At 68.1% G+C, this 18,070-nt stretch carries 32 protein-coding genes; 6 read left to right on the forward strand and 26 right to left on the reverse strand.

The genetic code is table 11. From position 1 onward, the window contains the following. Nucleotides 1–127: 127 nt before the first annotated feature. The 7 genes from ACE37J_RS11855 to ACE37J_RS11885 form a co-directional block, all read right to left on the reverse strand. The gene (locus tag ACE37J_RS11855) at nucleotides 128–292 is read right to left on the reverse strand and encodes a hypothetical protein (protein ID WP_409711460.1); all 165 of its coding nucleotides are present in this window, start codon (nucleotides 290–292) and stop codon (nucleotides 128–130) included. Between the two features lie 200 nt (nucleotides 293–492). Beyond that, nucleotides 493–1,047: a hypothetical protein gene (locus tag ACE37J_RS11860; protein ID WP_409711461.1), complete on the reverse strand. Its 555-nt coding sequence runs from the start codon at nucleotides 1,045–1,047 to the stop codon at nucleotides 493–495. 104 nt (nucleotides 1,048–1,151) lie between these two features. After that, nucleotides 1,152–1,388: a hypothetical protein gene (locus ACE37J_RS11865; protein ID WP_409711462.1), complete on the reverse strand. Its 237-nt coding sequence runs from the start codon at nucleotides 1,386–1,388 to the stop codon at nucleotides 1,152–1,154. After that, entirely contained in the window at nucleotides 1,388–1,837 is a 450-nt protein-coding gene (locus ACE37J_RS11870) for a hypothetical protein (RefSeq protein WP_409711463.1), read from the reverse strand. The genes ACE37J_RS11865 and ACE37J_RS11870 overlap by 1 nt, the downstream gene beginning before the upstream one ends. Continuing rightward, entirely contained in the window at nucleotides 1,834–2,307 is a 474-nt protein-coding gene (locus tag ACE37J_RS11875) for a hypothetical protein (protein WP_409711464.1), read from the reverse strand. The genes ACE37J_RS11870 and ACE37J_RS11875 overlap by 4 nt, the downstream gene beginning before the upstream one ends. A gap of 62 nt (nucleotides 2,308–2,369) precedes the next feature. Beyond that, a complete protein-coding gene (locus ACE37J_RS11880) occupies nucleotides 2,370–2,750 on the reverse strand; it encodes a hypothetical protein (RefSeq protein WP_409711465.1) in 381 nt (126 codons plus the stop codon). Then, nucleotides 2,747–3,220 carry a hypothetical protein gene (locus ACE37J_RS11885; protein WP_409711466.1) on the reverse strand — a complete coding sequence of 158 codons (474 nt, stop codon included), beginning with the start codon at nucleotides 3,218–3,220 and terminating at the stop codon, nucleotides 2,747–2,749. The genes ACE37J_RS11880 and ACE37J_RS11885 overlap by 4 nt, the downstream gene beginning before the upstream one ends. A gap of 275 nt (nucleotides 3,221–3,495) precedes the next feature. Between ACE37J_RS11885 and ACE37J_RS11890 the strand changes: the two genes are divergently transcribed. After that, nucleotides 3,496–4,236: a ParB/Srx family N-terminal domain-containing protein gene (locus tag ACE37J_RS11890; RefSeq protein WP_409711467.1), complete on the forward strand. Its 741-nt coding sequence runs from the start codon at nucleotides 3,496–3,498 to the stop codon at nucleotides 4,234–4,236. A gap of 3 nt (nucleotides 4,237–4,239) precedes the next feature. Further along, complete coding sequence (locus ACE37J_RS11895; protein WP_409711468.1) at nucleotides 4,240–4,893, forward strand: hypothetical protein; 654 nt, start codon at nucleotides 4,240–4,242, stop codon at nucleotides 4,891–4,893. Between the two features lie 90 nt (nucleotides 4,894–4,983). On the opposite strand, the gene ACE37J_RS11900 is transcribed toward ACE37J_RS11895, so the two are convergent. The 18 genes from ACE37J_RS11900 to ACE37J_RS11985 all read right to left on the reverse strand — a co-directional run bounded on the left by ACE37J_RS11900 (nucleotide 4,984) and on the right by ACE37J_RS11985 (nucleotide 14,842). Further along, complete coding sequence (locus ACE37J_RS11900; RefSeq protein ID WP_409711469.1) at nucleotides 4,984–5,136, reverse strand: hypothetical protein; 153 nt, start codon at nucleotides 5,134–5,136, stop codon at nucleotides 4,984–4,986. Beyond that, nucleotides 5,133–5,903: a hypothetical protein gene (locus ACE37J_RS11905; RefSeq protein WP_409711470.1), complete on the reverse strand. Its 771-nt coding sequence runs from the start codon at nucleotides 5,901–5,903 to the stop codon at nucleotides 5,133–5,135. The genes ACE37J_RS11900 and ACE37J_RS11905 overlap by 4 nt, the downstream gene beginning before the upstream one ends. Beyond that, nucleotides 5,900–6,694 (reverse strand): hypothetical protein, encoded by a 795-nt coding sequence (locus ACE37J_RS11910; protein ID WP_409711471.1) that lies wholly within the window; start codon nucleotides 6,692–6,694, stop codon nucleotides 5,900–5,902. The genes ACE37J_RS11905 and ACE37J_RS11910 overlap by 4 nt, the downstream gene beginning before the upstream one ends. A gap of 23 nt (nucleotides 6,695–6,717) precedes the next feature. Next, nucleotides 6,718–7,026 carry a hypothetical protein gene (locus tag ACE37J_RS11915; protein ID WP_409711472.1) on the reverse strand — a complete coding sequence of 103 codons (309 nt, stop codon included), beginning with the start codon at nucleotides 7,024–7,026 and terminating at the stop codon, nucleotides 6,718–6,720. After that, a complete protein-coding gene (locus ACE37J_RS11920) occupies nucleotides 7,023–7,241 on the reverse strand; it encodes a hypothetical protein (protein ID WP_409711473.1) in 219 nt (72 codons plus the stop codon). The genes ACE37J_RS11915 and ACE37J_RS11920 overlap by 4 nt, the downstream gene beginning before the upstream one ends. Further along, a complete protein-coding gene (locus tag ACE37J_RS11925) occupies nucleotides 7,238–7,549 on the reverse strand; it encodes a hypothetical protein (RefSeq protein WP_409711474.1) in 312 nt (103 codons plus the stop codon). Before ACE37J_RS11925 ends, ACE37J_RS11920 begins: the two co-directional genes overlap by 4 nt. Next, on the reverse strand, nucleotides 7,546–7,773 hold the full coding sequence (locus tag ACE37J_RS11930) for a hypothetical protein (protein WP_409711475.1): 228 nt from the start codon (nucleotides 7,771–7,773) through the stop codon (nucleotides 7,546–7,548). The genes ACE37J_RS11925 and ACE37J_RS11930 overlap by 4 nt, the downstream gene beginning before the upstream one ends. Before the next feature lie 30 nt (nucleotides 7,774–7,803). Beyond that, entirely contained in the window at nucleotides 7,804–8,607 is an 804-nt protein-coding gene (locus tag ACE37J_RS11935) for a DUF4942 domain-containing protein (RefSeq protein WP_409711476.1), read from the reverse strand. A gap of 147 nt (nucleotides 8,608–8,754) precedes the next feature. Then, on the reverse strand, nucleotides 8,755–9,120 hold the full coding sequence (locus ACE37J_RS11940; protein WP_409711477.1) for a hypothetical protein: 366 nt from the start codon (nucleotides 9,118–9,120) through the stop codon (nucleotides 8,755–8,757). Between the two features lie 19 nt (nucleotides 9,121–9,139). After that, nucleotides 9,140–9,670: a hypothetical protein gene (locus tag ACE37J_RS11945; RefSeq protein ID WP_409711478.1), complete on the reverse strand. Its 531-nt coding sequence runs from the start codon at nucleotides 9,668–9,670 to the stop codon at nucleotides 9,140–9,142. A gap of 62 nt (nucleotides 9,671–9,732) precedes the next feature. Further along, a complete protein-coding gene (locus ACE37J_RS11950) occupies nucleotides 9,733–10,038 on the reverse strand; it encodes a hypothetical protein (RefSeq protein WP_409711479.1) in 306 nt (101 codons plus the stop codon). A gap of 49 nt (nucleotides 10,039–10,087) precedes the next feature. Further along, complete coding sequence (locus tag ACE37J_RS11955; RefSeq protein WP_409711480.1) at nucleotides 10,088–11,197, reverse strand: phage Gp37/Gp68 family protein; 1,110 nt, start codon at nucleotides 11,195–11,197, stop codon at nucleotides 10,088–10,090. Between the two features lie 27 nt (nucleotides 11,198–11,224). Next, nucleotides 11,225–11,698 (reverse strand): hypothetical protein, encoded by a 474-nt coding sequence (locus tag ACE37J_RS11960; RefSeq protein WP_409711481.1) that lies wholly within the window; start codon nucleotides 11,696–11,698, stop codon nucleotides 11,225–11,227. Between the two features lie 17 nt (nucleotides 11,699–11,715). Continuing rightward, nucleotides 11,716–12,240 (reverse strand): hypothetical protein, encoded by a 525-nt coding sequence (locus ACE37J_RS11965; protein ID WP_409711482.1) that lies wholly within the window; start codon nucleotides 12,238–12,240, stop codon nucleotides 11,716–11,718. A 17-nt stretch (nucleotides 12,241–12,257) separates the two neighbouring features. Further along, nucleotides 12,258–12,716, reverse strand: coding sequence for a hypothetical protein (locus tag ACE37J_RS11970; protein ID WP_409711483.1), 459 nt, complete (start codon nucleotides 12,714–12,716; stop codon nucleotides 12,258–12,260). A gap of 49 nt (nucleotides 12,717–12,765) precedes the next feature. Next, nucleotides 12,766–13,146: a DUF3085 domain-containing protein gene (locus ACE37J_RS11975; protein ID WP_409711484.1), complete on the reverse strand. Its 381-nt coding sequence runs from the start codon at nucleotides 13,144–13,146 to the stop codon at nucleotides 12,766–12,768. 69 nt (nucleotides 13,147–13,215) lie between these two features. Then, nucleotides 13,216–13,419: a hypothetical protein gene (locus ACE37J_RS11980; RefSeq protein ID WP_409711485.1), complete on the reverse strand. Its 204-nt coding sequence runs from the start codon at nucleotides 13,417–13,419 to the stop codon at nucleotides 13,216–13,218. A 52-nt stretch (nucleotides 13,420–13,471) separates the two neighbouring features. After that, nucleotides 13,472–14,842, reverse strand: a complete 1,371-nt coding sequence (locus ACE37J_RS11985; protein WP_409711486.1) for a hypothetical protein — start codon at nucleotides 14,840–14,842, stop codon at nucleotides 13,472–13,474. 427 nt (nucleotides 14,843–15,269) lie between these two features. On the opposite strand from ACE37J_RS11985, the gene ACE37J_RS11990 reads away from it, so the two are divergent. From ACE37J_RS11990 to ACE37J_RS12000, 3 genes are read left to right on the forward strand one after another with little or no spacing between them, the layout of a single operon-like run. Continuing rightward, nucleotides 15,270–15,491, forward strand: coding sequence for a hypothetical protein (locus ACE37J_RS11990; RefSeq protein WP_409711487.1), 222 nt, complete (start codon nucleotides 15,270–15,272; stop codon nucleotides 15,489–15,491). Further along, nucleotides 15,491–15,889 (forward strand): hypothetical protein, encoded by a 399-nt coding sequence (locus ACE37J_RS11995; RefSeq protein WP_409711488.1) that lies wholly within the window; start codon nucleotides 15,491–15,493, stop codon nucleotides 15,887–15,889. The genes ACE37J_RS11990 and ACE37J_RS11995 overlap by 1 nt, the downstream gene beginning before the upstream one ends. Next, nucleotides 15,886–16,755, forward strand: coding sequence for a glycoside hydrolase family 19 protein (locus tag ACE37J_RS12000; RefSeq protein ID WP_409711489.1), 870 nt, complete (start codon nucleotides 15,886–15,888; stop codon nucleotides 16,753–16,755). Before ACE37J_RS11995 ends, ACE37J_RS12000 begins: the two co-directional genes overlap by 4 nt. 74 nt (nucleotides 16,756–16,829) lie before the next feature. Here the strand turns inward: ACE37J_RS12000 and ACE37J_RS12005 are convergent, their stop codons facing one another. Beyond that, on the reverse strand, nucleotides 16,830–17,363 hold the full coding sequence (locus ACE37J_RS12005; RefSeq protein ID WP_409711490.1) for a helix-turn-helix domain-containing protein: 534 nt from the start codon (nucleotides 17,361–17,363) through the stop codon (nucleotides 16,830–16,832). Nucleotides 17,364–17,410: 47 nt separating this feature from the next. On the opposite strand from ACE37J_RS12005, the gene ACE37J_RS12010 reads away from it, so the two are divergent. After that, nucleotides 17,411–17,773 carry an HNH endonuclease gene (locus tag ACE37J_RS12010; protein WP_409711491.1) on the forward strand — a complete coding sequence of 121 codons (363 nt, stop codon included), beginning with the start codon at nucleotides 17,411–17,413 and terminating at the stop codon, nucleotides 17,771–17,773. Nucleotides 17,774–18,070: the final 297 nt, after the last annotated feature.

Consider the following 18,070-nt stretch of genomic DNA (forward strand, 5'->3'; position numbering starts at 1 on the left):
CCCGCGCGGGGGGCGCAGGCGCGGCGGCGGGGCGCCGCCCCCCGGTGCGCCGCGCGGAGCGGCGCGCAAGCGAAAGGGCCGGAGCGTCCGCCCCGGCCCTCTCCACATCCCCGCTCCGGCCCCGATCTCAGGCGAGCGCCACGGCCACCGCGCTCAAGACCGCCGTTGCAGCCAGCGCCGTCCCCCACATGTCGAGAAGGCGGTCGAGCCTTGCCCCGCGGCGCCGGACCGCCACGATGGTCCGCCGCGTCTCTTTCGAGAGGCGGCGATCGTCGAGATGGTCCGCTCTCATGCTCCAAAGATGAGGTTCGCGGCCTGAACGACCGCCGCCGTCACGGCGACGGCGACGAGGCCGACCTTCCAGAACTCGGTCTGAGACTGCTTGATCGCGAGCGCGACCTGCGCGTTGACCAGAGCGAGCTCTCATTCCTCACGGTCGTCCATGACGGGCCTTCTGTGGCGCTCCGATGATAGAAATCCGCCCCGGCCCTGTCACGTCAGGCTCCCGTTCTCGTCGCGGCTGATGAGGACGTGGACCAGACCGACGGCGATGGCGTCCTCCCACCCCTTGCCCTTCGTGAGCGCGCCCCCGGCCGAGATCGAACCGAAATGCGGCTCGAGCGCGAACGGCGTCCCCTTCGCCCGCTTCAACTCCTTTCCGAGCCTCACGGGGTCGTGCAGCTCGAGGACGCCTCCGGCTCTCCGCAGGTCGATGTGGTGGCCGTTCTCGGCGCCCATCGTCCAGGTGCTCAGATAGATGTTTGGCAGGTGCTTCCGCTTCTTCGCGGCCTCGGCCACGTCCTTGAAGCCGTCCGGCTTCGGGATGCGCGCCACCGCCTGGTCGAAGTGCTCGATGCAGGCCATGACGGACTCGATGCCGTATTCGTCGGAGGGATCGGTGCGCCGCGTCCGCTCGACCTTCTCCACGATGCGCTGCACCCGGTCGCGGAACTGCCTCGGCAACGTCCTTTTGCCCGCCGCGACCGCGTCGTGCAGCGTCTTCAAGTCCTGGTAGGCCGTGGACTCGATAGGAAATTCAAGATACATCTCAGGCTCCTGTGGTAGGGAGAACGTGAACCGTGCCTGCGGCGCACGTTCGGAAGCGCCTCGCCGGCTCCAAAGCGGCGGGGCGTTTCCAATTCAGGCGGAAATCACTCCTCGTCCCGCCATTCGAGCTGGCTTTCCGGGGTTTCCTCCCCGTCCTCGCGGAGGAAGAGGTCCTCTCCCGCCGCGTTCTTCTTGATGATCGCGCCGTCGGCGAAGAAGCGGCTTTCACCCCCCGTATAGGTCCACGTTCCGTCATCGCCGCGCGTGATGGGATAGGTGGCCTCGACGATCTCCACAGTGCCGACGATCAGCGCGCCGTAGCGCTTGTCCACGTAGGGCATCAGGCGGCCCTCCTGTCCCGCAGGAACTGTTGCAGGTCCATCGCCGCCGTCCGGCACGCCGTCGCCGCCTCGGTCAGGGTTCCGAGCTTCTTCGGGAAGGACAGCGCCGAGTGCGAGGCGTCGGCGTCCTGCGGCGTCCCGCCTCCCATCCGGACCGCGATGCGAAAGCCGCCCTGTTCGATCTGCGCGAGCATCAGGATCCGATAGTGCAGGTCCCTCTCGTGGATGAATTTGCCCGCTTCCGCGTTTCTGTCTCCGACGCCGAGCGACCGGCTGATGAACGCGCCCGCGATCGACACGGCGACGCGGCCCTCCGGATCGTTCGCATCGTCGGGCGTGATCCACTCCGCGTCGCTGTAGTAGAAGCGCGGGTCCGCCGCGAGCGCGTCGAGATCGTCCGCCGCGGCGTGAAGCACGTTCCAGGGCTCCATCTTCGCGAAGTCGGTCATGGCGCCAGCCCCCGGCTCTTGAGAAACGCCTCGAGCACGCCGGCGCGGCGCTCGATCTCGTCGGCGAGCTCCTCGAAGCTCTCCGACTGGATGTCGCGCATCTGGAGGCGCACCCGCGCGACCTGAACGTCCGTCTCGGTCCCGTCGCTCATTTTGACGGCGGTGGCGAAGCTGCCCTGCCGGACCGCGTCAAGCATCTCCAGCCGCGCGACGATGTGAGGGTCCGCGTAATCCGTGGCCCAAATGTCCACCACGCCCCTTGCGCCGAGGGTCTGCGCCATGACCGCGCCCGCGACGCAGACATAGCAAATCTCCTGACCGGTCCGGTTGTTCTTCGACGGAGCGTGCCATTCCTGCGGATCGTAGATGAACCGCTCGTCCTCGCCGCATTTCCGCAGATCGGCGGCGGCGAGGCGCAGGACCTCGACGGGCGACGCCGGGAGGGTTCTCGTCTTCTCTTTCAGGTTCACGTCTATCTTCTCCTATGGTAGGCGACATATTTCATATGAAACACGTCGGTAGGTTTCTGCCGTCAATCTTCTGGCGCGCCGTAGTCCCTGCCGGCGGCCTCCTGCTTGCGTCGCCAAATCGCCCGGTCCTGGGCGATCCGATGATCGCGCCAGATCACGCACTCGTCGCGCAGGACGGCCAGCCGCTCGTTCCGCTCGTCGTGCGAGCCCATCTCCGTCGTGACCTCCCTGTTCGCCGGCCCGCATTTCGCGCAGAGCTCGAGCGCCGCGATCACGTCCGACCAGAACTGAGGTGAGAAGTCGCGCTGGCGCAGCATGCCGCGACGCAGGGCCCGCTCGTTGATGCAGAACCAGTTGATGAACGCCTTGCGGAAATGGTGGCCGAAGAGGGCGCGCCCGATCTCCTCGAGATCGGGCATGGTCGGAACCTCCTCGACGCTCATCGCCGCACCTTGCGGAAGCGCATGGCCTCCTCGTCCCATATGAGGAAGTCGTCGCCCGGAACGGACTGGTAGACCGTCTTGCCGTTGATCTGCATCTGCGGCGTCGCGAAGCGCAACGCCGCCCTGACCTCTTCCAGGTCGAACGACGTGCTGGCCGTCTCGCCGGTGGCGTCGTCCGTGCCGACGATGAGGCCCGAACCGAAATAGGGCTGGAAGCACGGCGCGCCGAGCGTCCAGCAGATCGCCGGGCGCTTGGTCGAGAACATCGCCTCGTCGTCGACGACGACCGTCTCGCCGCGCTCCGAGAGGAATTGCGGATAGGCGAAGTCGATCCGCTGGCATCCGATGGTCTTCGTGTAGGCGTCGAGCTCGGGCTGGATCCACGTCTCGACGACGCGCTGCAAGTCGGTGTGAATCAGGATTGCGCGAATCGCGCCCGCGTCCGGTTTGACGTCTGTCGCATACTTCATGCTCTGTCTCCTTTTCTGGCGGGACAGCCCCGCCGGGCGTAATTTGTAGCGCGAAGGCCGTTAAATGTCCAAAAAAATTAATAAAAACAGATACATAAGGAGCTATAGCCGCCGGAGAGACGCGGGCGACAGGCGCCCCCACAAGGCGCGCGGCGACCATGAAGACCGGGCGGCGGACTGGCGGGTCGGCGATGGGGTCGCAAGGCGGCTTTCATGACGCATGACGGTCGGCTATCGTCGGCCTCATCCGACCACAGGACCGCAGGGAGATCACCATGGCGAGACGACCGCGCGCGCGACGGGCCGCAGAAGACGCGGAAGTCGTGGAGGGAGGCGACGCGCCCGCGCTCGAGGCTCAGGCGGCGGCGCTCGGACCGGACGGGCCGGAGCCCGCGGTCGAGGACGCGAGGACGGTTCGGGGCGAGCGCGCCTGGCCCGCGACCAAGATCGAGATGCTGCCGATCTCGGAGCTCAACCCTCATGCGCAGAACCCGCGCAACCACACCCCGAAACAGGTCGAGGCCATCGCGCTCAGCATCGAGAAGTTCGGCTTCACGATCCCCGTGCTGATCGACGAGAAGAACGAGCTCATCGCCGGGCATGGCCGCCTCATGGCGGCGGAGCGCCTGGGCCTCAGCCGCATTCCCACGATGCGCGCGAAGGGCTGGACCGAGGACGAGAAGCGCGCCTACCGGATCGCCGACAACCGGCTGACCGAGCTCTCCTCCTTCGACGAGAGCCTGCTCCGCGCCGAGGTCGAGAAGCTGGAGGCGGCGGGCTTCGATCTCTCCCTGACCGGCTTCGACGAGGGACAGCTGGAACGCCTCTTCAAGGAGGACGACGACATTCCGATCCTCGAGCTGCCGACCGACATGCCGCTCGACCGCTTCTGGATCACGATCCGCGGACCCCTCGCCAGGCAGGCGGAGGCGCTCGAGCGGCTCAAGGCCGTCATGGGCGAGCTCGGCGACATCGACGTGAGACTCGGCACGATCCAGCGCGACAGCGGGAGCTGACCCATGAGCCTCCACACCCGCGGCGACCTGACGATCGGCAAGGTGGCGAAGGTCCGCTCCGGCGCCGAGCGCACGAAGGCCGAAATCCGCCGCCGCGTCCTCGACGCGATCCGCGAAGCCCGCCGCCCGGCCAACGTCCTCGACGCCTTCGCCGGGCACGGCCAGATGCACGCGATGGTCTGGAAGGACGCCGACGCCTATGTCGGGATCGACCTCGACTGGTGGCGCGATGATCGTCTCGCCTTCGTCGGGGACAATCGCCGCGTGATGCGGGCGATTGATCTCTATCAGCACACGATATTCGATTTCGACGGGTTCGGACCGCCCTGGGAACAGGTCTACATTCTGGTCCGCCGTCGCCCGCTGCGCCCAGGCGAGACCATCGGCGTCATCCTCACCGAGGGGAGCGGCCTGGCGCTCAAGGCCGGGGCGAAGCCGACCGCGTTCTACTGGTTCGCCGGGAACGTGAAGAACGTCGCCGGCGGCATCCTGATCCATGACGACATGATCGACCGCGCCATCGACAAGATGTGCCGGATGCTCGGCGGAAGGCTCGCACGGCGCTGGCAGGCGTCGAACAATTCCGGCGGGCACATGCGCTATATCGGCCTCGTTCTCGAGCATGATCCGCAGGCGGAGCGGATCGCGCGGGGCTGATTGCTTGAGCCGCTCGCCACGGCGCGAACGGAGCAATGTCGGTTTTCCGGGACAGCGCGCGCACGACGTCGACATCGGCCTGCTCCTCTCTCAAACGTGCGGCGTCGCGCCTATCTCCATCTCAGGGCTGTCCAGGCGCAGCGCGTCCGCGTCCCCGGCCAACCGGTGCGAAATGGTCACGACGCCAGCGTCGTCCAACACCCGCAAGCGCGTCTTGCGCAGCGCGATCTTGGCGGCCGTCATGCCGAAACTGGACCGTTGGCGGTCCCTTCCGTGATGAAGCCAATCGTCCACGGCCAGACGCCGCAGAGCTTCCCGGCCCACGACGCCCGGTGCATCAGGCTCGTGTCGTTGATGGTCAGTCCGTCCTGCGCCAGCGCCTCCACGCCTGCGACCTGCGCCGCCTTCACCCATGTCGGCTTCGACGGGCTGCGATCTCGCACGAAGCGGAAGGGCTCGCCGTCGCGCCAGAGCTCCCATTCGCGCGGCATCCGGTTCGGGATGAAGAGGGGCGGCTCGTGGTCGCGCCGCAGCCCGACCATGCCGTCGATCCGCATGAGGACGAAGTGATCCGGCTTCGGCGAGCCCTCGGCCTCGCGCGTCGCGAAGCCCATCTCCAGCGCCTTGCGTTTCGCGGCGGCGATGGCGCCGGGCTTCGCCTCCCGGTAGCTCGGTGTCGCGAGATAGACGCAGACGCGGAGCGCGAAGGTCGCGCATTCCCGGTGCATCGGCGGATCGAGAAACGCGCCGCGCGGATCGAAGGCGGCGCGCGGTCCGCCGACGAGCCACACGTCCTCCTCCTCCATGCGCTGCCCGCAGATGCCGCACGATCCCGAAGCGGCGACCATCGCCACCGCCTCGCTGTGGTTCACCGTGAAGATCGGCTGATCCTCACGGTCGCGCGCCACGATCACCGGGATCGGCAGGCCCGCCGCCGAGCGCGGCATGGCGCGCACGCGCGGCGACGCCTTGAGCGCGGCCTCGAGCCGCGCCACGCGCTCCCCGTTCATGCGCGCGCCCTCCGCTTGGCCTGGCGGCCCGTTCCGGTGGAGGTCCTCGTCCGGCGGAGACGCATCTTGCGGAAGTCCCGCCGCTTCGGCTCGCTCTCGATCACGACGAGAGGGCGCGCCTCCCTGACTCGGCGCGCCCGCGCCAGAACAACGGCGAGGCCCGACAGGACCGCCGCGATCTCTTCGGGCGAAAGGGGCGAGGCGTTCGCGCCGCCGTCATGCGTCACGACGACAGGCTGCGGCGTCTGGTCCGAGTCGATCCAGCCGGCTCCGCGCGCCTGACACGCGCGCTCGTCCGGCTTCGCCGCCGTATTCTCCGCCGGTGGCGCGGTCTTGCGCACGGGCGCGGCCTTCCAGGCGCGGGGCGCGGCGACGGGCTCCGGCGGCAGGGTCAGCTTCGCATGCTGCGCGCGCGCCAGCGCCTCGCCCATCTCCTCGAGCCGGGCGCGCCGCGCGCTCCCGTTCGGCTTCGGCGTCGGCGCCGCGGCGGGCTTCGGGGCGGGCGAGGGCGCAGGCGTCGGCTTCGCGCGGGCGACGAGCGGATCGGGCGCCGGCTTCGGCTTGTCTTCCGGTGGCGGCGGCGGCGGGACCGGCTTCGGCGGCGCCGAGGGTATCGGCTCGGGGCTGGCGGTCGCGGGCTGCGGCGGCGCAGGAGGCTCGAAATAGGGTTGCGCCTCCGCCTCCGGGCGCGGCGCGGGCGCCGGGCTTCCGGGCCGACGCTGGCGGAGCCCGCCGAACGGATCGTCCGGATCGAAATCGTAGAGGTCGTCGCCTAATGGGTTCTTGGACATGACGTTCACTTTCAGAACGGGTTTCAATGGTCTCCGGGGCGGTGCAGGCGCTCGCGGCGGCGGCGTTCGTCCTCCGCCGCCTCCGAAGGCCGGTAGAGCGTCAGGAATCGCTCAAGCCAGATGCGCTGGTCGTCGGGCAGGTCCTCCTCTTCAAGGATCATCGGGGCGGCCTCGTCGCCGCGCCCGTGTTCGGCGAGCCAGAGGCCGAAGAGATCGCCCAGGGCACTCGGCTCGTAATCGTAGGGGTCGGCGAAGGAGGGATCGGTCAGAAGCCGGGCGATCTGCTCGCCGTGTTTCTCGACCAGGCGGGCGGGCGGCGTGGGCGCGGTCACAGCCAGCTCTCCACGATCACCGGGTCGTCGTTCGGATCGCGCGGGATGCGCGCGAGCCCGCACTCGGCCAGCATCGTCCGGAGCGCGGTGAGGTCGGGCGCGGTCAGGAGGTCCGCCGTCGGCCGGCTTCGTCCGTGCGCGATCTTGTGGCGCCGGGCGACGGGCTGGTCGCCGAAATCAACGGTGCCGACACTGACCGTCCAGATCGACATCATCGCGACGCCTCCTTCGCCGGCCGGAGGAAGATGTATTCGATCCGGGAATGGCGCATGAAATACGCCCTCCGCCCGAAGACCTTGCCCGATCCGAACTCCACGGATCCGGCGGCGTGCTCCCGCATGATCGGATTGCAGCGTCCGAATCCGAGCGAGGCGTAGACGGCGGCCCGGTCGGCGGCGTCCGTCGCCTGCGAGAAGGTCTGCGGCGAGATCGTCGCCGCGCCGTCCAGCAGGGCTTCGAGCGCGCCGACCTTCGCCTTCGGCCAGTCTACGCAGCTCCGATAGAAGCGCGCTTTCCGGCTCATGGCGCGCCCGCCTCCGCGGCGAGCTCGAAGCGGACCGCCTTCGTCTCGCCGCCGCAGGCGACGCATTCGCAGGCGTCGAAGAGCGACTGGACGGTGAAGACCTGGTTCTCCCGGTCCCATTCCGCATAGGCGTCGAAGAGGAGGTCCTCCGATCCGCACGTCCTGCATTTCCAGCCGTGCGGCGTCTCGGTCCCGGCGCCGATCTCCGTCTCGTTCAAGATCATCGGTTCAATCTCCATTGGCAGGGTGTGTAATCAGAAGCGAAGCTCGCCGCGCGCGTCCGGCAGAACATCTCCGTAATGTGCGGCGAGAATCCGGTTCAGCGCGTCCTGGGCGGGTCGGCTCCGGAAGAGGACGTGGACGGTCCCCTTCTTGAAGAAGCGGAGCTCGAGATGGGGCGTGAACGCCGTCTTCTTGCGCTCGCGCATGGCCTTCAAGCCGATGTCGCCGGCGGTGGCGATCCGCTCCTCACCGAGCGCGAGATGGATCGCCCGGTCCAGATCGTTGAGCCGGTCGACCGCCGAGTTGACGCCGTAGCGCCAAGACCACGCGCCGTAATCGGTGTCGAGCGCGTAGTCGATGATGATCTTCTTGTCGAAGCGGAAGACCTTGTTCGTCCTGTAGCTGCGGTGGAGCCGCTCGAAGACGTCGACGACGCCCTGCGCGAAGATTTCCGTCCGTCGTCCGGCGAGGTCCTGCATGGTGGCGCGGACCGCCTCGAAGGTGAACTCCGGCGGGTTCTCGTGCAGATCGCGCGCGAAGGCCTCGCGGTCCTTGGAGCCCATCACGTCGTTGATCCGCAGGAACGTCAGGACATGCCGCCAAGCGGCGGCGTCGATCCGCTTGCGGTAGGCGTCGAGCGACCATGGCGAGCGGTCCAGATCGAGCGTGAGCTTCGGCGCGTTCCAGGCGTTGTCTGGCGTCACCTTCTCCGCCGTCTCGTTCACGCGCTTGGCGGCCTCGTAGACGTCGATCGCGCCCGCGAGCGCCCGGTCACGGTGGCCGATGAGGATTTCGAGGGTCGCGCGCGGCACGATCTCGGTGCTGTCCATCTTCATCTCAGCACTCCCCTCGGCCGAGAAACGCGAACGCGAGCGAGACGCAGGCCGATCCCATCGCGAGGAAACAGAGGATGGACGCGAGGCGGATGAGCCGTTTCAGTCGCGCCTGCTTTTCCGGAATGGACTGATGGGTGTGCATCTCGCTCACGCCTCCCCGGTGCAGGCGATAGCGGTCGTCGCGAAGCCGGACAGGCGCGCCGCGTCCCATGCGCGGTTCCAGATATCCATGTCGGTCTCGGAGCCGAAGTCGAACGGGCGCTCCATGACGCGCTCGAAGGCGGACGCCATCACCATGTTCGCGTCGCAGAAGTCATGCGATGCACAGGCGGCGGCGTAGGTCGGGAGCGTATTGCGGCGGACCACCTCCGCAACACTCTCGTCCGTGATCTCCTTTCGCAGCTCGGCCGCGAAGGCGAGCGCGAGCGCGAGGCTCCGGGTCCTGGGTCCGATGTCCGGCGTGCCTGGAAGCTGGCCCTCTATCGAATATCCGTGGTCGCTGGCGTAAGGCATGTCGGTCTCCTGTGGCAGGTCAGTGAATCTCGAAGCCACCGCAAGCGGCGAGGAACGCGCGCCACTCGCGGATGTCTTCGAGCTCAAGGTGGTAGAGGGTGTCCGGGTGGCGGCTCATGCCCGCGCTGGCGCAGGCGTTGCATGTCCCGATTTGGCCGATGCGCGGATGCGGAAAGTCGACCCGTTCCGCCTCTTCGGGCCCGACGGTCTTGAAGACCATGCCGGATTTCCGGCCGACATCGTCGTTGCGGACTCCCGTGCCCTCGCAGAAGCGGCACGGAACGAGCGGCAGAGCGTCGAGCGCCGCCTTGCGCTCGACGACGCACCGCTCCGCCTCGCCGCTCTCGAGCGCCTGGCCGATGATCTCCGCGAGCGCGGCGCTGTCCTCGGCGTCGAGGCCGTCGCCGTCATTGGTGTGCCAGTAGCCGCACTTCGCGGCGACGTCGCCGCCGATCCGCATCGTGTAGTCGGCCAGCGCGCGCCAGCCCCATGCGCTTCGCCGGAACATCGCGCCCTGCTCGGTGGCGGGCGCCCGGCCGATCACGTCCATTCCCATCGCAATCTCCTCTCGGTGAGGACGACGGCGCGCCGAACGCGCCGCCGTCCGCCGTCTCAGGCGGCGTCGCCGGTCGTTGACGATCCGCCGTAGGGCTTCGTGCCGAAGGACGCCCAGGTGCGCGGGCCTCCGACCTCGATGAGGGTCTCGTTGTGCTTCATCGCGCCGACGCGGACGCCGGGATAACGGGCCGCGATGTAGATCGCGGCGTCGCTGTCCTCCTCGAGCGCCAGCTGGTCGCCCTTCTGGTAGCTGTAGGGCGAGATGTCGGCCTCGGTGAGCCCCGCGGCCTTGAGGTCTCCGCGGCTGATGATGAGCCAGCCATGCCCGGGATCCATGATCCAGTTCAGTTCGATGGTCATTCGCGTCTCCTGTGGTAGGGGCCCGGCGATCCGCTCGCCGGGCCGGGCTTCAACCTTTCGCCGCGCGGCGCGGGGCGAGAGGAAGGTCGTTCGGCATCTGTCGCCAGAGCCGGCCGTCGAGCGATGCGCCGCCCTTGGCCTCGGGATCGAGATCGCGGCGCGCCGCCTCCCGCGGCGTCAGTCCGTCGCGCACGACGAGCGGGTTGAACCGCCACGATCCCCATTGCTTGTGGAAAAACGGGACGCCCTCGGCGACGCAGACGTCCCGAACCTCGCGCACCCATTCGAGATCGACCGGGCGCGCATCCCCGCCGCTCTCGCCGCCGGTGATGACCCATCCGATCCCCGAGACGTCGATGACAGGGCCGATCCGGGCGATCAGCGGCTCGACCGAGAGGAACCGCAACGCCGCCGGAACCAGGCGCAGGGCGTCGATCCGCCACGTCTCCTGCGCCCGTTCCACGGACGCGCCGATCCAGACATTCCGGAGCTCCGCGAAGCGGTCGCGCCTGCCGAGATACTCGACGGCGATCTCCGGCCTCTTCGTGAGCACCTGATAGGTGTGATGCGGCGTCGCCTTCATGATCTCGTAGGCTTCGTCGCGCCATGCGTCGGCCATGTCCGGATGGAAGAAATCGGACATGGAGTTCACGAAGAAGACGGTTCCCGCGCGCACCCCGAGGGGCTTGCGCATCGCCGCGTTCGTCGCGCGCCCGACCTTGCCGGTCCAGACCGGCTTGCCGTTCACGAGCTTCGTGAGTCCCTTGTAGGCCGGGCTCATGCCCATCGCCTCGATCCGGTGGGCCTGCCGCATCGCATAGCAGTTCGTGCATCCGGGGCTCGCGAGGGAACAGCCGACAAGGGGATTCCAGGTCGCGTTGGTCCATTCTATGTCCGACTTCCGCCGAGCGTATGGCTTCGTCGCTAATTTATCCTGTCCTGTGGTCAATAGTGATCTCCTGCCTGTGAAAGAATAGCCTAGCGGAAAACCTGAAAGATTGCAACTAATTGTTATATAATGAAAAAATGCGTTGCCAACCGTATGGTATGGAATCGTTGCGAGGCGCTCCAGGCCGCATTGTCCTTTCGTCGCTCGGTGTCTTGCTAGGCGTTCCGGACAGCGGAACGGCAAGCCGGCGGGCGGACGGCGACGCTTCATCGCCCGTCCGCCCGTCGGCTTCGCATTTCATCGGTCGTCGTCGCCAAGCGGTCGCTGACCGATGTTCATTTCCGGCGTGACGGTGTCCGTCACGAAGCGCGTCTGGAAGCCGAGCGGCCACCGCTCGCCCAGCGGAAGCGCCCACAGGTGATACTGGTTCGCGCTGTCGACGAGACGGCTCGAGGCGGGGAAGAGCTCCACCGCCTCGCAATCCTCTCCCACCACGTCGTTCTTGATCCGCTGGAGGTCGCGCCAGTCCCGGATCGGCTTCCGGTCGTGCCGCTTGATCGAGAGCCAGGTGAGCCTGAGCTCGTCGGGCGCCTCGTCCTCTTCGGGGCGGATCGCCATGCAATGATAGGCGTGGTTGGTCCAGTGCTCCGCCGTCTCGACCCGCCGGATCATCCAGTCCGCCGCCGCCTGGTCGGCGACGTCGGGATGCGCATCGAGGATGGCGCGGACGCTCCGCTCGTTGACCGGCGGCGGCGCCGCCAGTCTCTTCATGGGACGCCAGCGCGCGCTCACGCCTTCGCCTCCTCGCCGGGCTTGGGCGCGGGCGCCGCCACGTCGTGAAGTGTGCGCGTCTCGATCCGGATCGTGTGGTTCTCCTTCCACTTCGCCCGGAACGCCTCCTCGTCGAGCGCCGCGTCGCCCTCCATGAAGACGTGATCGACGAAGCGTTCGCGGAAGGCGACTTCGATCATGCTCTCGGCCGCCGCGCGGTTGAGGCATATCCACTCGTCGACGTCCTCGGCGTCGTCGTCGTTCTCGATCACCAGCACGGTCACATGGAGCGGATGCGCGACGAGATCGCGCGCCTGCTCGATCAGCGCCTCGAGCGTGTCGTGGTCGCCGGTGAGATTGTCGAGGTCCATCTGCTGACTCGCGAGATGCTCCTCCTCGCTCATCCCCGTGCCCTCCTCGCCGTTCTCGTCGAGCCAGCGTCGGCGGCAGATGTCCTCCCAGCTGTCCAGGCGCGCGACCTGCGCGGCGAAGGCGTGGAGCGCGGCGGCGCTCGTCACGGTTACGGTCGTGTCGTTCGGCATGATCTGTCCTTTCCCGCTCAGCAGTCCTGCGAGGCGGTCGCGACCGCCGCCTCGCCGATCCGGATGTTCGTGCTGACCCTCGTCCGGAACCAGCGCACGAACTCGGCGGAGAGCTCGTGGTGGCCGAACCGCATGGTGATCCATCCCCCGTTGGTCGTCGCGTTAATCACGACGTCGCCGACCGAGCCGCTCTTGTGCGGGATCACGTCGCGCACGTTCCGCGCGTGGGGCCCGTAGCCGTTCGTCGCCGGAAAGACGTCGGCGAGCGCGGGCGCGTCGACGTCCATCGCGTGCCGCATCAGGTTGGCCTCGACCGCGGCGCGGATGATCGCCTCGATGGCCTCATCCTCGCCGATCTCGACGAACATGGTCGTGATGTTGGCATAGGCCTTCGGCATGGGGCCTCCGCCCCATCCGAGCCGGTTGATCTCCGCGACCTGGTCGTCGTCGGGAAGCGGCTGGTAGATGTGAAACATTCGTCGTCTCCTTGTGGCAGGGTGCCGGGCCTGTCGCCCGGCGTCGGGGTTACTGCGCGAGCTCGAGCGCGCCGTCGGTGATGCGGATGCGGATCGTCTGGTGGTCGAGCTTGATGAGCCGGAGAATCTCCGCCGCCCACGGCAGCACGTCGGCCCCGTCGTCGCCGCCGAAGGTGTTGTGCTTGGCGTCATACCAGTCGTCGTCGACGTCCGGATTGATCCCCTCGGCGTAGGCGACGACGCGGCCCTTCCCGTCGGGCTTCATCTGCCCCGGCGTCCCGATGCTTATCAGGTAGACGCCCTGATCGCCGACCAGGGCGAGGCTCGGCCCGGTGACCTTCTGGCCGTAGAACTCCGGCGGCATCTCCGAGGAGAGGGCGTGCTCCACGATCGGGCGAAGGTCGCTCGTCTTGAATGTCAGAATGCTCATAGGTTCCATCCGATGTTGACCGCGGCCCGCTCCAGGCGGGCCGCGGCGCTGTTGCTCCGTTGTCCGGCTTCACGCCGTCATCAGGAGGAGCTCCTGGGCTCCGTAGACCTTGCGCTCGCCGCAGCTCTCGCACTCGTAGCCGCGCGCGTCGGGCTCGCAGCCCTCGGCCTCTTCGCCGCAGGCGACGCAGAAGCCCGGATTGTCGAGCGACTCGTCGTAGCGTTGGCACGCCTCCATGATCCGGTCGGTCGTGAGCGTGTGGTGCATCTTCATGGTCGTCTCCGTGGTAGGGGTGTGCCCCGGCGGTCTCCCGCCGGGGTCGTCGTCAGTGGAGCTTCGCCGTCGCCGGCTTGCTCTCCGCCTTCGGCGCTTCCGCCGGCTTTTCGGCCGGCTTCGGGGCCTCGGGCTTCGCCGCCGCCGGAGCGGCGACGGGCTTGGCCTCGGCCTTCGGCGCCTCCGCCGCACCCGTGGTCGGGGCGGGCTTCGGAGCCTCCGGCTTCGCCGCCGCCGGAGCGGCGACGGGCTTGGCCTCCGCCTTCGGCGCCTCCGCCGCATCCGTGGTCGGGGCGGTCTTCGGGGCCTCCGGCTTCGCCGCCGCCGGAGCGGCGACGGGCTTGGCCTCCGCCTTCGGCGCCTCCGCCGCATCCGTGGTCGGGGCGGTCTTCGGAGCCTTCGGCTTCGCCGGGGAGACGTCATTCACGGCGGCGTCGAGCGCCGCCGCGTCGATCTTGGCCTCGGCCTCCTTCCGCTCGGCTTCGAGCTGGAGCGTCTTCTTCTCCTGCTCGATGCTGAGGCCGGCGCCGCCGCCGAGACGCACGATGACGTCGCGGATGCGGTCGTCGTATTCGGCCATCTTCGCCTTGAGCCGCCCGCGATCCGCCTCGGTCGAAGCTCGGGAGAGCTCCTTCTCGATCCGCGTCCGGTGCGCCCGGAGCGCGGCGACGGTTCCGTTGGTGAAGCCGGAGAGGACCTGCTGCGTCTGTCGGTGGACAGTCTCGGTCTCCAACGGCATCGCCATCAGGAAGCATCCCGGCCGGGTGAAGGTGAGGACGTTCGCCTGCGTCCGCGACGTGAAGAACTCGACCCGCTGAGGATCGTTCTTGTCGCCGTCGTGGATCTGCTTCGAGATCGCCTGCGCGACCTTGAAGACCCCGGCGTCCATCACGACGCCCTGACCGGCCACGCTTTCGGCGCCGGCGAAAGCGTCGGTGCTGAGGATGCGGCGATAGTCAGGGAAGGCCCCGGCCTCGATCGACTGGCGGAAACTCACGGTGGCCATCGCCGGCTCCGCATTGTCGCGAATCCAGAGATGACCGCCCGCCTCCATCGGCTCGATGTAGAGCCCGGCGGAGGCGCGCTTCGCCACGACCTTGAGAAGACCAGGCAGGCCCTCTCCGGCGATGGTCAGCCCTTCTGCGAGCCACGTCGGCAGTCCAGCCGGCAGAAAAATGGTCGCGCAGAACAGCAGCTTGCCGTCGGTCGTCACGATCCGGGCCGTGTCGTCCTCGTCGAGATGGAGATGGATGCCGTTGATGTAGTGCCGCGCCGGATCGGTCGACATCGTGAGGGTCGCGGCCAGCATGAGGTCGGGATCGACCTTGAGCCATGTCGGCGGCGCCTTCTTCTCCTCGGCCTTCTTCTCCTTTGCTCCGGCCTTGCCGGCCTTCGCGTCGGCGATTTTCGTCACTTGGTTCATGTCAGTCTCCTGTGGTGAGGGTTCGTCGGCCTTCGCACGCGCTCCGCCATCCGACTTGTCGTCGGCGGAGCCGGGCTTCGCCCAACCATCGAGGCCTGCGCCTCCGTCTCGCAAGTCCGGGCGTCCCGTGCGCTCGTTGCACCGTGGGCCGGCTCTCGGTCGACGATCCGGGCAGATGACGCCCGGCGACAGATAGAAATTAAGGGCTTATTGGCGCGCAATCCAATGAAATATTCAATAAATAACCATTATTTGCCGATATGACCGTACTAAAAAGCCTGACCAGGCGCGCGACCGCCCGCCAGCGCATCGCGCCCTGACGCCTGCGCGAAGTCGCGATCCTTGAGGCGAATGCCGACCAGAATTTAATAGTAGGCAACTGTAGCGATTAATAGACTGTGAGTCGGCTTTCTGGTATGTGCCAGACATGAGCGCAGTGCTGCTGATCGTCATGTGGCTCGGGACGGGCGAAGTCTCGTCCATCGGCGGATTCCAGACGATTCAGGCCTGCCGCGCCGCCGTCGCTCAACTCATGGCCGCCTGGGCGGCGGAGACGCGGCGTGAGCTCCATGCGACCAACTATGACGGCCCGGTCTTCGTCGTCGAAGGCTACGTCGTCGGCGTCTGCGCCGATACGGGCCTCCGCTGATGGACGCCCGCACCCTCGTCGCGATCATCCTCGCCATCGGCTTCCTCATCTTCATGACCGGCGTCACGACGATGCTGATCGGCCCGACCCTCGTCGTCGGCCTTCCCTCGCTCACCGGCGACACGGCGGCGACGCTGCTCCAGACGCTCAAGGAGATCATGCTCTTCGTCCTGGGTACGCTGGCGGCGTTCCTGACCGGAAGGTCCGACCTAAAGCCTGGCGCGACGACTGGAGGCGGCGGCGAGGTCGTCGGCGTCGACACCATCGTCTGCGAGCGGTGCGAGACGCAGTTCCGCGACCCCCGCGACAAGCCCGGCGATCCGGTCTCCTGCCCGCGCTGCGGGCACGACGGCTGGCGCCTCAAATCCGACTCCGAGAGCGAAAGGACCGAACGATGACGCTGAGCGTCGACGAGATCATGGATGCGGCGGACGCCGCGATGCCGAAGATGAAGCCGCGCACGGCCGAGGAGCTCGAGGCGTTCGCTCCGTCTCTGACCGGCGTTCTCGCGACGCCGAACCGGGCCGCCGTGTTCTTCGCCAACCTGGGGCATGAGAGCAAGGATCTGACCGACTTCGACGAGGACCTGCACTATCGCAAGAAGCGCCTCGCGAAGGTCTGGCCGTCGCGCTTTGCGAACGATCCGGCGAAGGCCGCGCGCTGCGCGATGAACCCGGTAGAGCTCGCCAACAGCGTTTACTGCGACCGTCTCGGCAACGGGCCCTACGAAAGCGGCGACGGCTACCGGTTCCGCGGCTCGGGGCCGACGATGCTAACCGGCCGCGCGAACTTCCGGGAAGCCGGGCAGGCCATCGGCGTCGATCTCGAGGGCAATCCCGATCTGGCGCGCGAGGATCTGGTGGTGGGGCTCAAGGTCGCCCGTTGGTTCTACGATATCCGCGGCGTCTTCGAGGCCGCCGACGAGGGGAACTGGAAAAAGGCGACGCGCCGCGTCAACGGCGGTCTGATCGGCCATGACGACCGCGTCCGCCGCATTCGCCGCGTGCTCGCCGTCCTGAACGAGAAGGACCCGGCCTCGGACGACGGCGCGATCCCGACGCTCACGCGCGTTCTGCGCGAGGGCGTGCGCGGGCTCGACGTCGCCGACATGCAGAAGGTGCTCGATCTCGTGCCTGACGGCGTGTTCGGCCCGAAGACCAGGGCCGCCGTCCAGATCTTCCAGCAGGCGCAGAACCTCAAGGCGGACGGGATCGTCGGCGCGGTCACGCGCGGCGTCTTCGCCCGCCTCGGCAAGCTCTTCTGACCATGCGCGCCGCCGGTTCCGCACGCACGGAGCAATGTCATGTTCCCCCGGGCGCGACGCCGACGGCGCGGCGCCTAGCGCATCTTCCTCGGTTGTCCCCGTCGCGTCGTGCCCGGCTCGGGCTCGGCCGGCGCCTCGCGCTCGGGCTCGACGTCTTCGGGCTTCACGAGACTGAGCTCGGGGTCGATCCTCTGCTTGCGGACCGTCAGGCGCGGGCGCTGGCCGACGAGCTCGACCTCCCGGAATCCGTCTTCGGGCTTCCAGTCCGTGACGCCCGCCGCGTGCGCCTGGAGCGCGAGCCTGTAGACGCGCGGAACCTCGGCGAGAACCGCCTTCTCGTCGACCGCTCGCCGCATCCAGAGATCCTCGTTGCGACCGACGCCGTGCGCGATCGCGCAGGCCGCGAGCCAGATATGCCAGCCAACGGGCAGCGGCTCGCCTCGGCGCTCGAGGCCGCTCAGGTAGCAGTTGAGCGTCCGCCGCTCGATCCCGAGCTCCTCGGCCGCCTGGCCGATGCGCATCCCCGACGCTTCGAGCCACTGGTTGAGCCGGACGCGCCGGTGCTCCTGCTCCGGCGTCAGCGGCTTCCATTCCTTCTTCGCCGGCATCAAAAATCCCCCGAATAGCGGCCTTTGCGCATCGTAATTCTCATGCCATGACCAACGCAAGAGTGAAGCCCCCGCCCGGTTCCGCCGCCATCGACAAGGCCTTTTACAAGTCGAAGGAATGGGCGAAGATGCGCGCGAAGGTCATGCGCGAGGAGCCGACCTGTCGCATGTGCGGCTCGGACTCGCCGCGCGCGGTAGCGGACCACATCATTCCTCGCCGCGTCCGTCCCGATCTGGCGCTCGTGCGCGGAAACATCCAGCGCCTCTGCCGCGATTGCCATGAGCGCGAGAAGGCCCGGTTCGAGCGATACGCCTACGGGATCAAGAAGGGCTTCGAACAGAAGCCGCAGGCGGTCTCGGCGGACGGCGTCCATCTCGATTCTCAGCATCCCTGGGCGCGGCGCGGATAGCCGCGCGCTCCGCCGCCGCTCCCCGACACGCTCGCGACTGTCCATCAGGCGCCCCGCCGACGCAGGGCGCCCGATAACCCGCCGGCGCCGCCCGGCGCCCCGCGCCATAACGGCGGAGTGGGGCGCCTGATAGGGGCGCCGGGCGCGCCCGTAGGGGCCGCGCCGCGCGATGCGGCGCCGCCCCGTGGCGCCCCGCGCTCTCGCGCCCGATGCAAGCGCGAAAAATGCCCCGCCGCCCTGTTTCCGCTCGCTCGGCGCCTCGCCGCCCCGGTCCAGGCGCACGCTCGCGCCGCCCTG

Source organism: Pikeienuella sp., assembly GCF_046290545.1.
In the GTDB taxonomy this organism is placed as follows: domain Bacteria; phylum Pseudomonadota; class Alphaproteobacteria; order Rhodobacterales; family Rhodobacteraceae; genus Pikeienuella.

Coding starts and splice junctions, on each gene's coding strand:
- ACE37J_RS11895 (WP_409711468.1), top strand. CDS start 4,240: ATGAGCCTCCACACCCGCGGCGACCTGACGATCGGCAAGGTGGCGAAG.
- ACE37J_RS11935 (WP_409711476.1), bottom strand. CDS start 8,607: ATGAAGATGGACAGCACCGAGATCGTGCCGCGCGCGACCCTCGAAATC.
- ACE37J_RS11975 (WP_409711484.1), bottom strand. CDS start 13,146: ATGAGCATTCTGACATTCAAGACGAGCGACCTTCGCCCGATCGTGGAG.
- ACE37J_RS11995 (WP_409711488.1), top strand. CDS start 15,491: ATGGACGCCCGCACCCTCGTCGCGATCATCCTCGCCATCGGCTTCCTC.
- ACE37J_RS11890 (WP_409711467.1), top strand. CDS start 3,496: ATGGCGAGACGACCGCGCGCGCGACGGGCCGCAGAAGACGCGGAAGTC.
- ACE37J_RS11870 (WP_409711463.1), bottom strand. CDS start 1,837: ATGACCGACTTCGCGAAGATGGAGCCCTGGAACGTGCTTCACGCCGCG.
- ACE37J_RS11985 (WP_409711486.1), bottom strand. CDS start 14,842: ATGAACCAAGTGACGAAAATCGCCGACGCGAAGGCCGGCAAGGCCGGA.
- ACE37J_RS11910 (WP_409711471.1), bottom strand. CDS start 6,694: ATGTCCAAGAACCCATTAGGCGACGACCTCTACGATTTCGATCCGGAC.
- ACE37J_RS11855 (WP_409711460.1), bottom strand. CDS start 292: ATGAGAGCGGACCATCTCGACGATCGCCGCCTCTCGAAAGAGACGCGG.
- ACE37J_RS11880 (WP_409711465.1), bottom strand. CDS start 2,750: ATGAGCGTCGAGGAGGTTCCGACCATGCCCGATCTCGAGGAGATCGGG.
- ACE37J_RS12000 (WP_409711489.1), top strand. CDS start 15,886: ATGACGCTGAGCGTCGACGAGATCATGGATGCGGCGGACGCCGCGATG.
- ACE37J_RS11965 (WP_409711482.1), bottom strand. CDS start 12,240: ATGCCGAACGACACGACCGTAACCGTGACGAGCGCCGCCGCGCTCCAC.
- ACE37J_RS12010 (WP_409711491.1), top strand. CDS start 17,411: ATGACCAACGCAAGAGTGAAGCCCCCGCCCGGTTCCGCCGCCATCGAC.
- ACE37J_RS11930 (WP_409711475.1), bottom strand. CDS start 7,773: ATGATCTTGAACGAGACGGAGATCGGCGCCGGGACCGAGACGCCGCAC.
- ACE37J_RS11900 (WP_409711469.1), bottom strand. CDS start 5,136: ATGACGGCCGCCAAGATCGCGCTGCGCAAGACGCGCTTGCGGGTGTTG.
- ACE37J_RS11940 (WP_409711477.1), bottom strand. CDS start 9,120: ATGCCTTACGCCAGCGACCACGGATATTCGATAGAGGGCCAGCTTCCA.
- ACE37J_RS11865 (WP_409711462.1), bottom strand. CDS start 1,388: ATGCCCTACGTGGACAAGCGCTACGGCGCGCTGATCGTCGGCACTGTG.
- ACE37J_RS11990 (WP_409711487.1), top strand. CDS start 15,270: ATGAGCGCAGTGCTGCTGATCGTCATGTGGCTCGGGACGGGCGAAGTC.
- ACE37J_RS11960 (WP_409711481.1), bottom strand. CDS start 11,698: ATGAAGAGACTGGCGGCGCCGCCGCCGGTCAACGAGCGGAGCGTCCGC.
- ACE37J_RS11945 (WP_409711478.1), bottom strand. CDS start 9,670: ATGGACGTGATCGGCCGGGCGCCCGCCACCGAGCAGGGCGCGATGTTC.
- ACE37J_RS11980 (WP_409711485.1), bottom strand. CDS start 13,419: ATGAAGATGCACCACACGCTCACGACCGACCGGATCATGGAGGCGTGC.
- ACE37J_RS11970 (WP_409711483.1), bottom strand. CDS start 12,716: ATGTTTCACATCTACCAGCCGCTTCCCGACGACGACCAGGTCGCGGAG.
- ACE37J_RS11920 (WP_409711473.1), bottom strand. CDS start 7,241: ATGATGTCGATCTGGACGGTCAGTGTCGGCACCGTTGATTTCGGCGAC.
- ACE37J_RS11860 (WP_409711461.1), bottom strand. CDS start 1,047: ATGTATCTTGAATTTCCTATCGAGTCCACGGCCTACCAGGACTTGAAG.
- ACE37J_RS11925 (WP_409711474.1), bottom strand. CDS start 7,549: ATGAGCCGGAAAGCGCGCTTCTATCGGAGCTGCGTAGACTGGCCGAAG.
- ACE37J_RS12005 (WP_409711490.1), bottom strand. CDS start 17,363: ATGCCGGCGAAGAAGGAATGGAAGCCGCTGACGCCGGAGCAGGAGCAC.
- ACE37J_RS11885 (WP_409711466.1), bottom strand. CDS start 3,220: ATGAAGTATGCGACAGACGTCAAACCGGACGCGGGCGCGATTCGCGCA.
- ACE37J_RS11955 (WP_409711480.1), bottom strand. CDS start 11,197: ATGAAGCGTCGCCGTCCGCCCGCCGGCTTGCCGTTCCGCTGTCCGGAA.
- ACE37J_RS11905 (WP_409711470.1), bottom strand. CDS start 5,903: ATGAACGGGGAGCGCGTGGCGCGGCTCGAGGCCGCGCTCAAGGCGTCG.
- ACE37J_RS11950 (WP_409711479.1), bottom strand. CDS start 10,038: ATGACCATCGAACTGAACTGGATCATGGATCCCGGGCATGGCTGGCTC.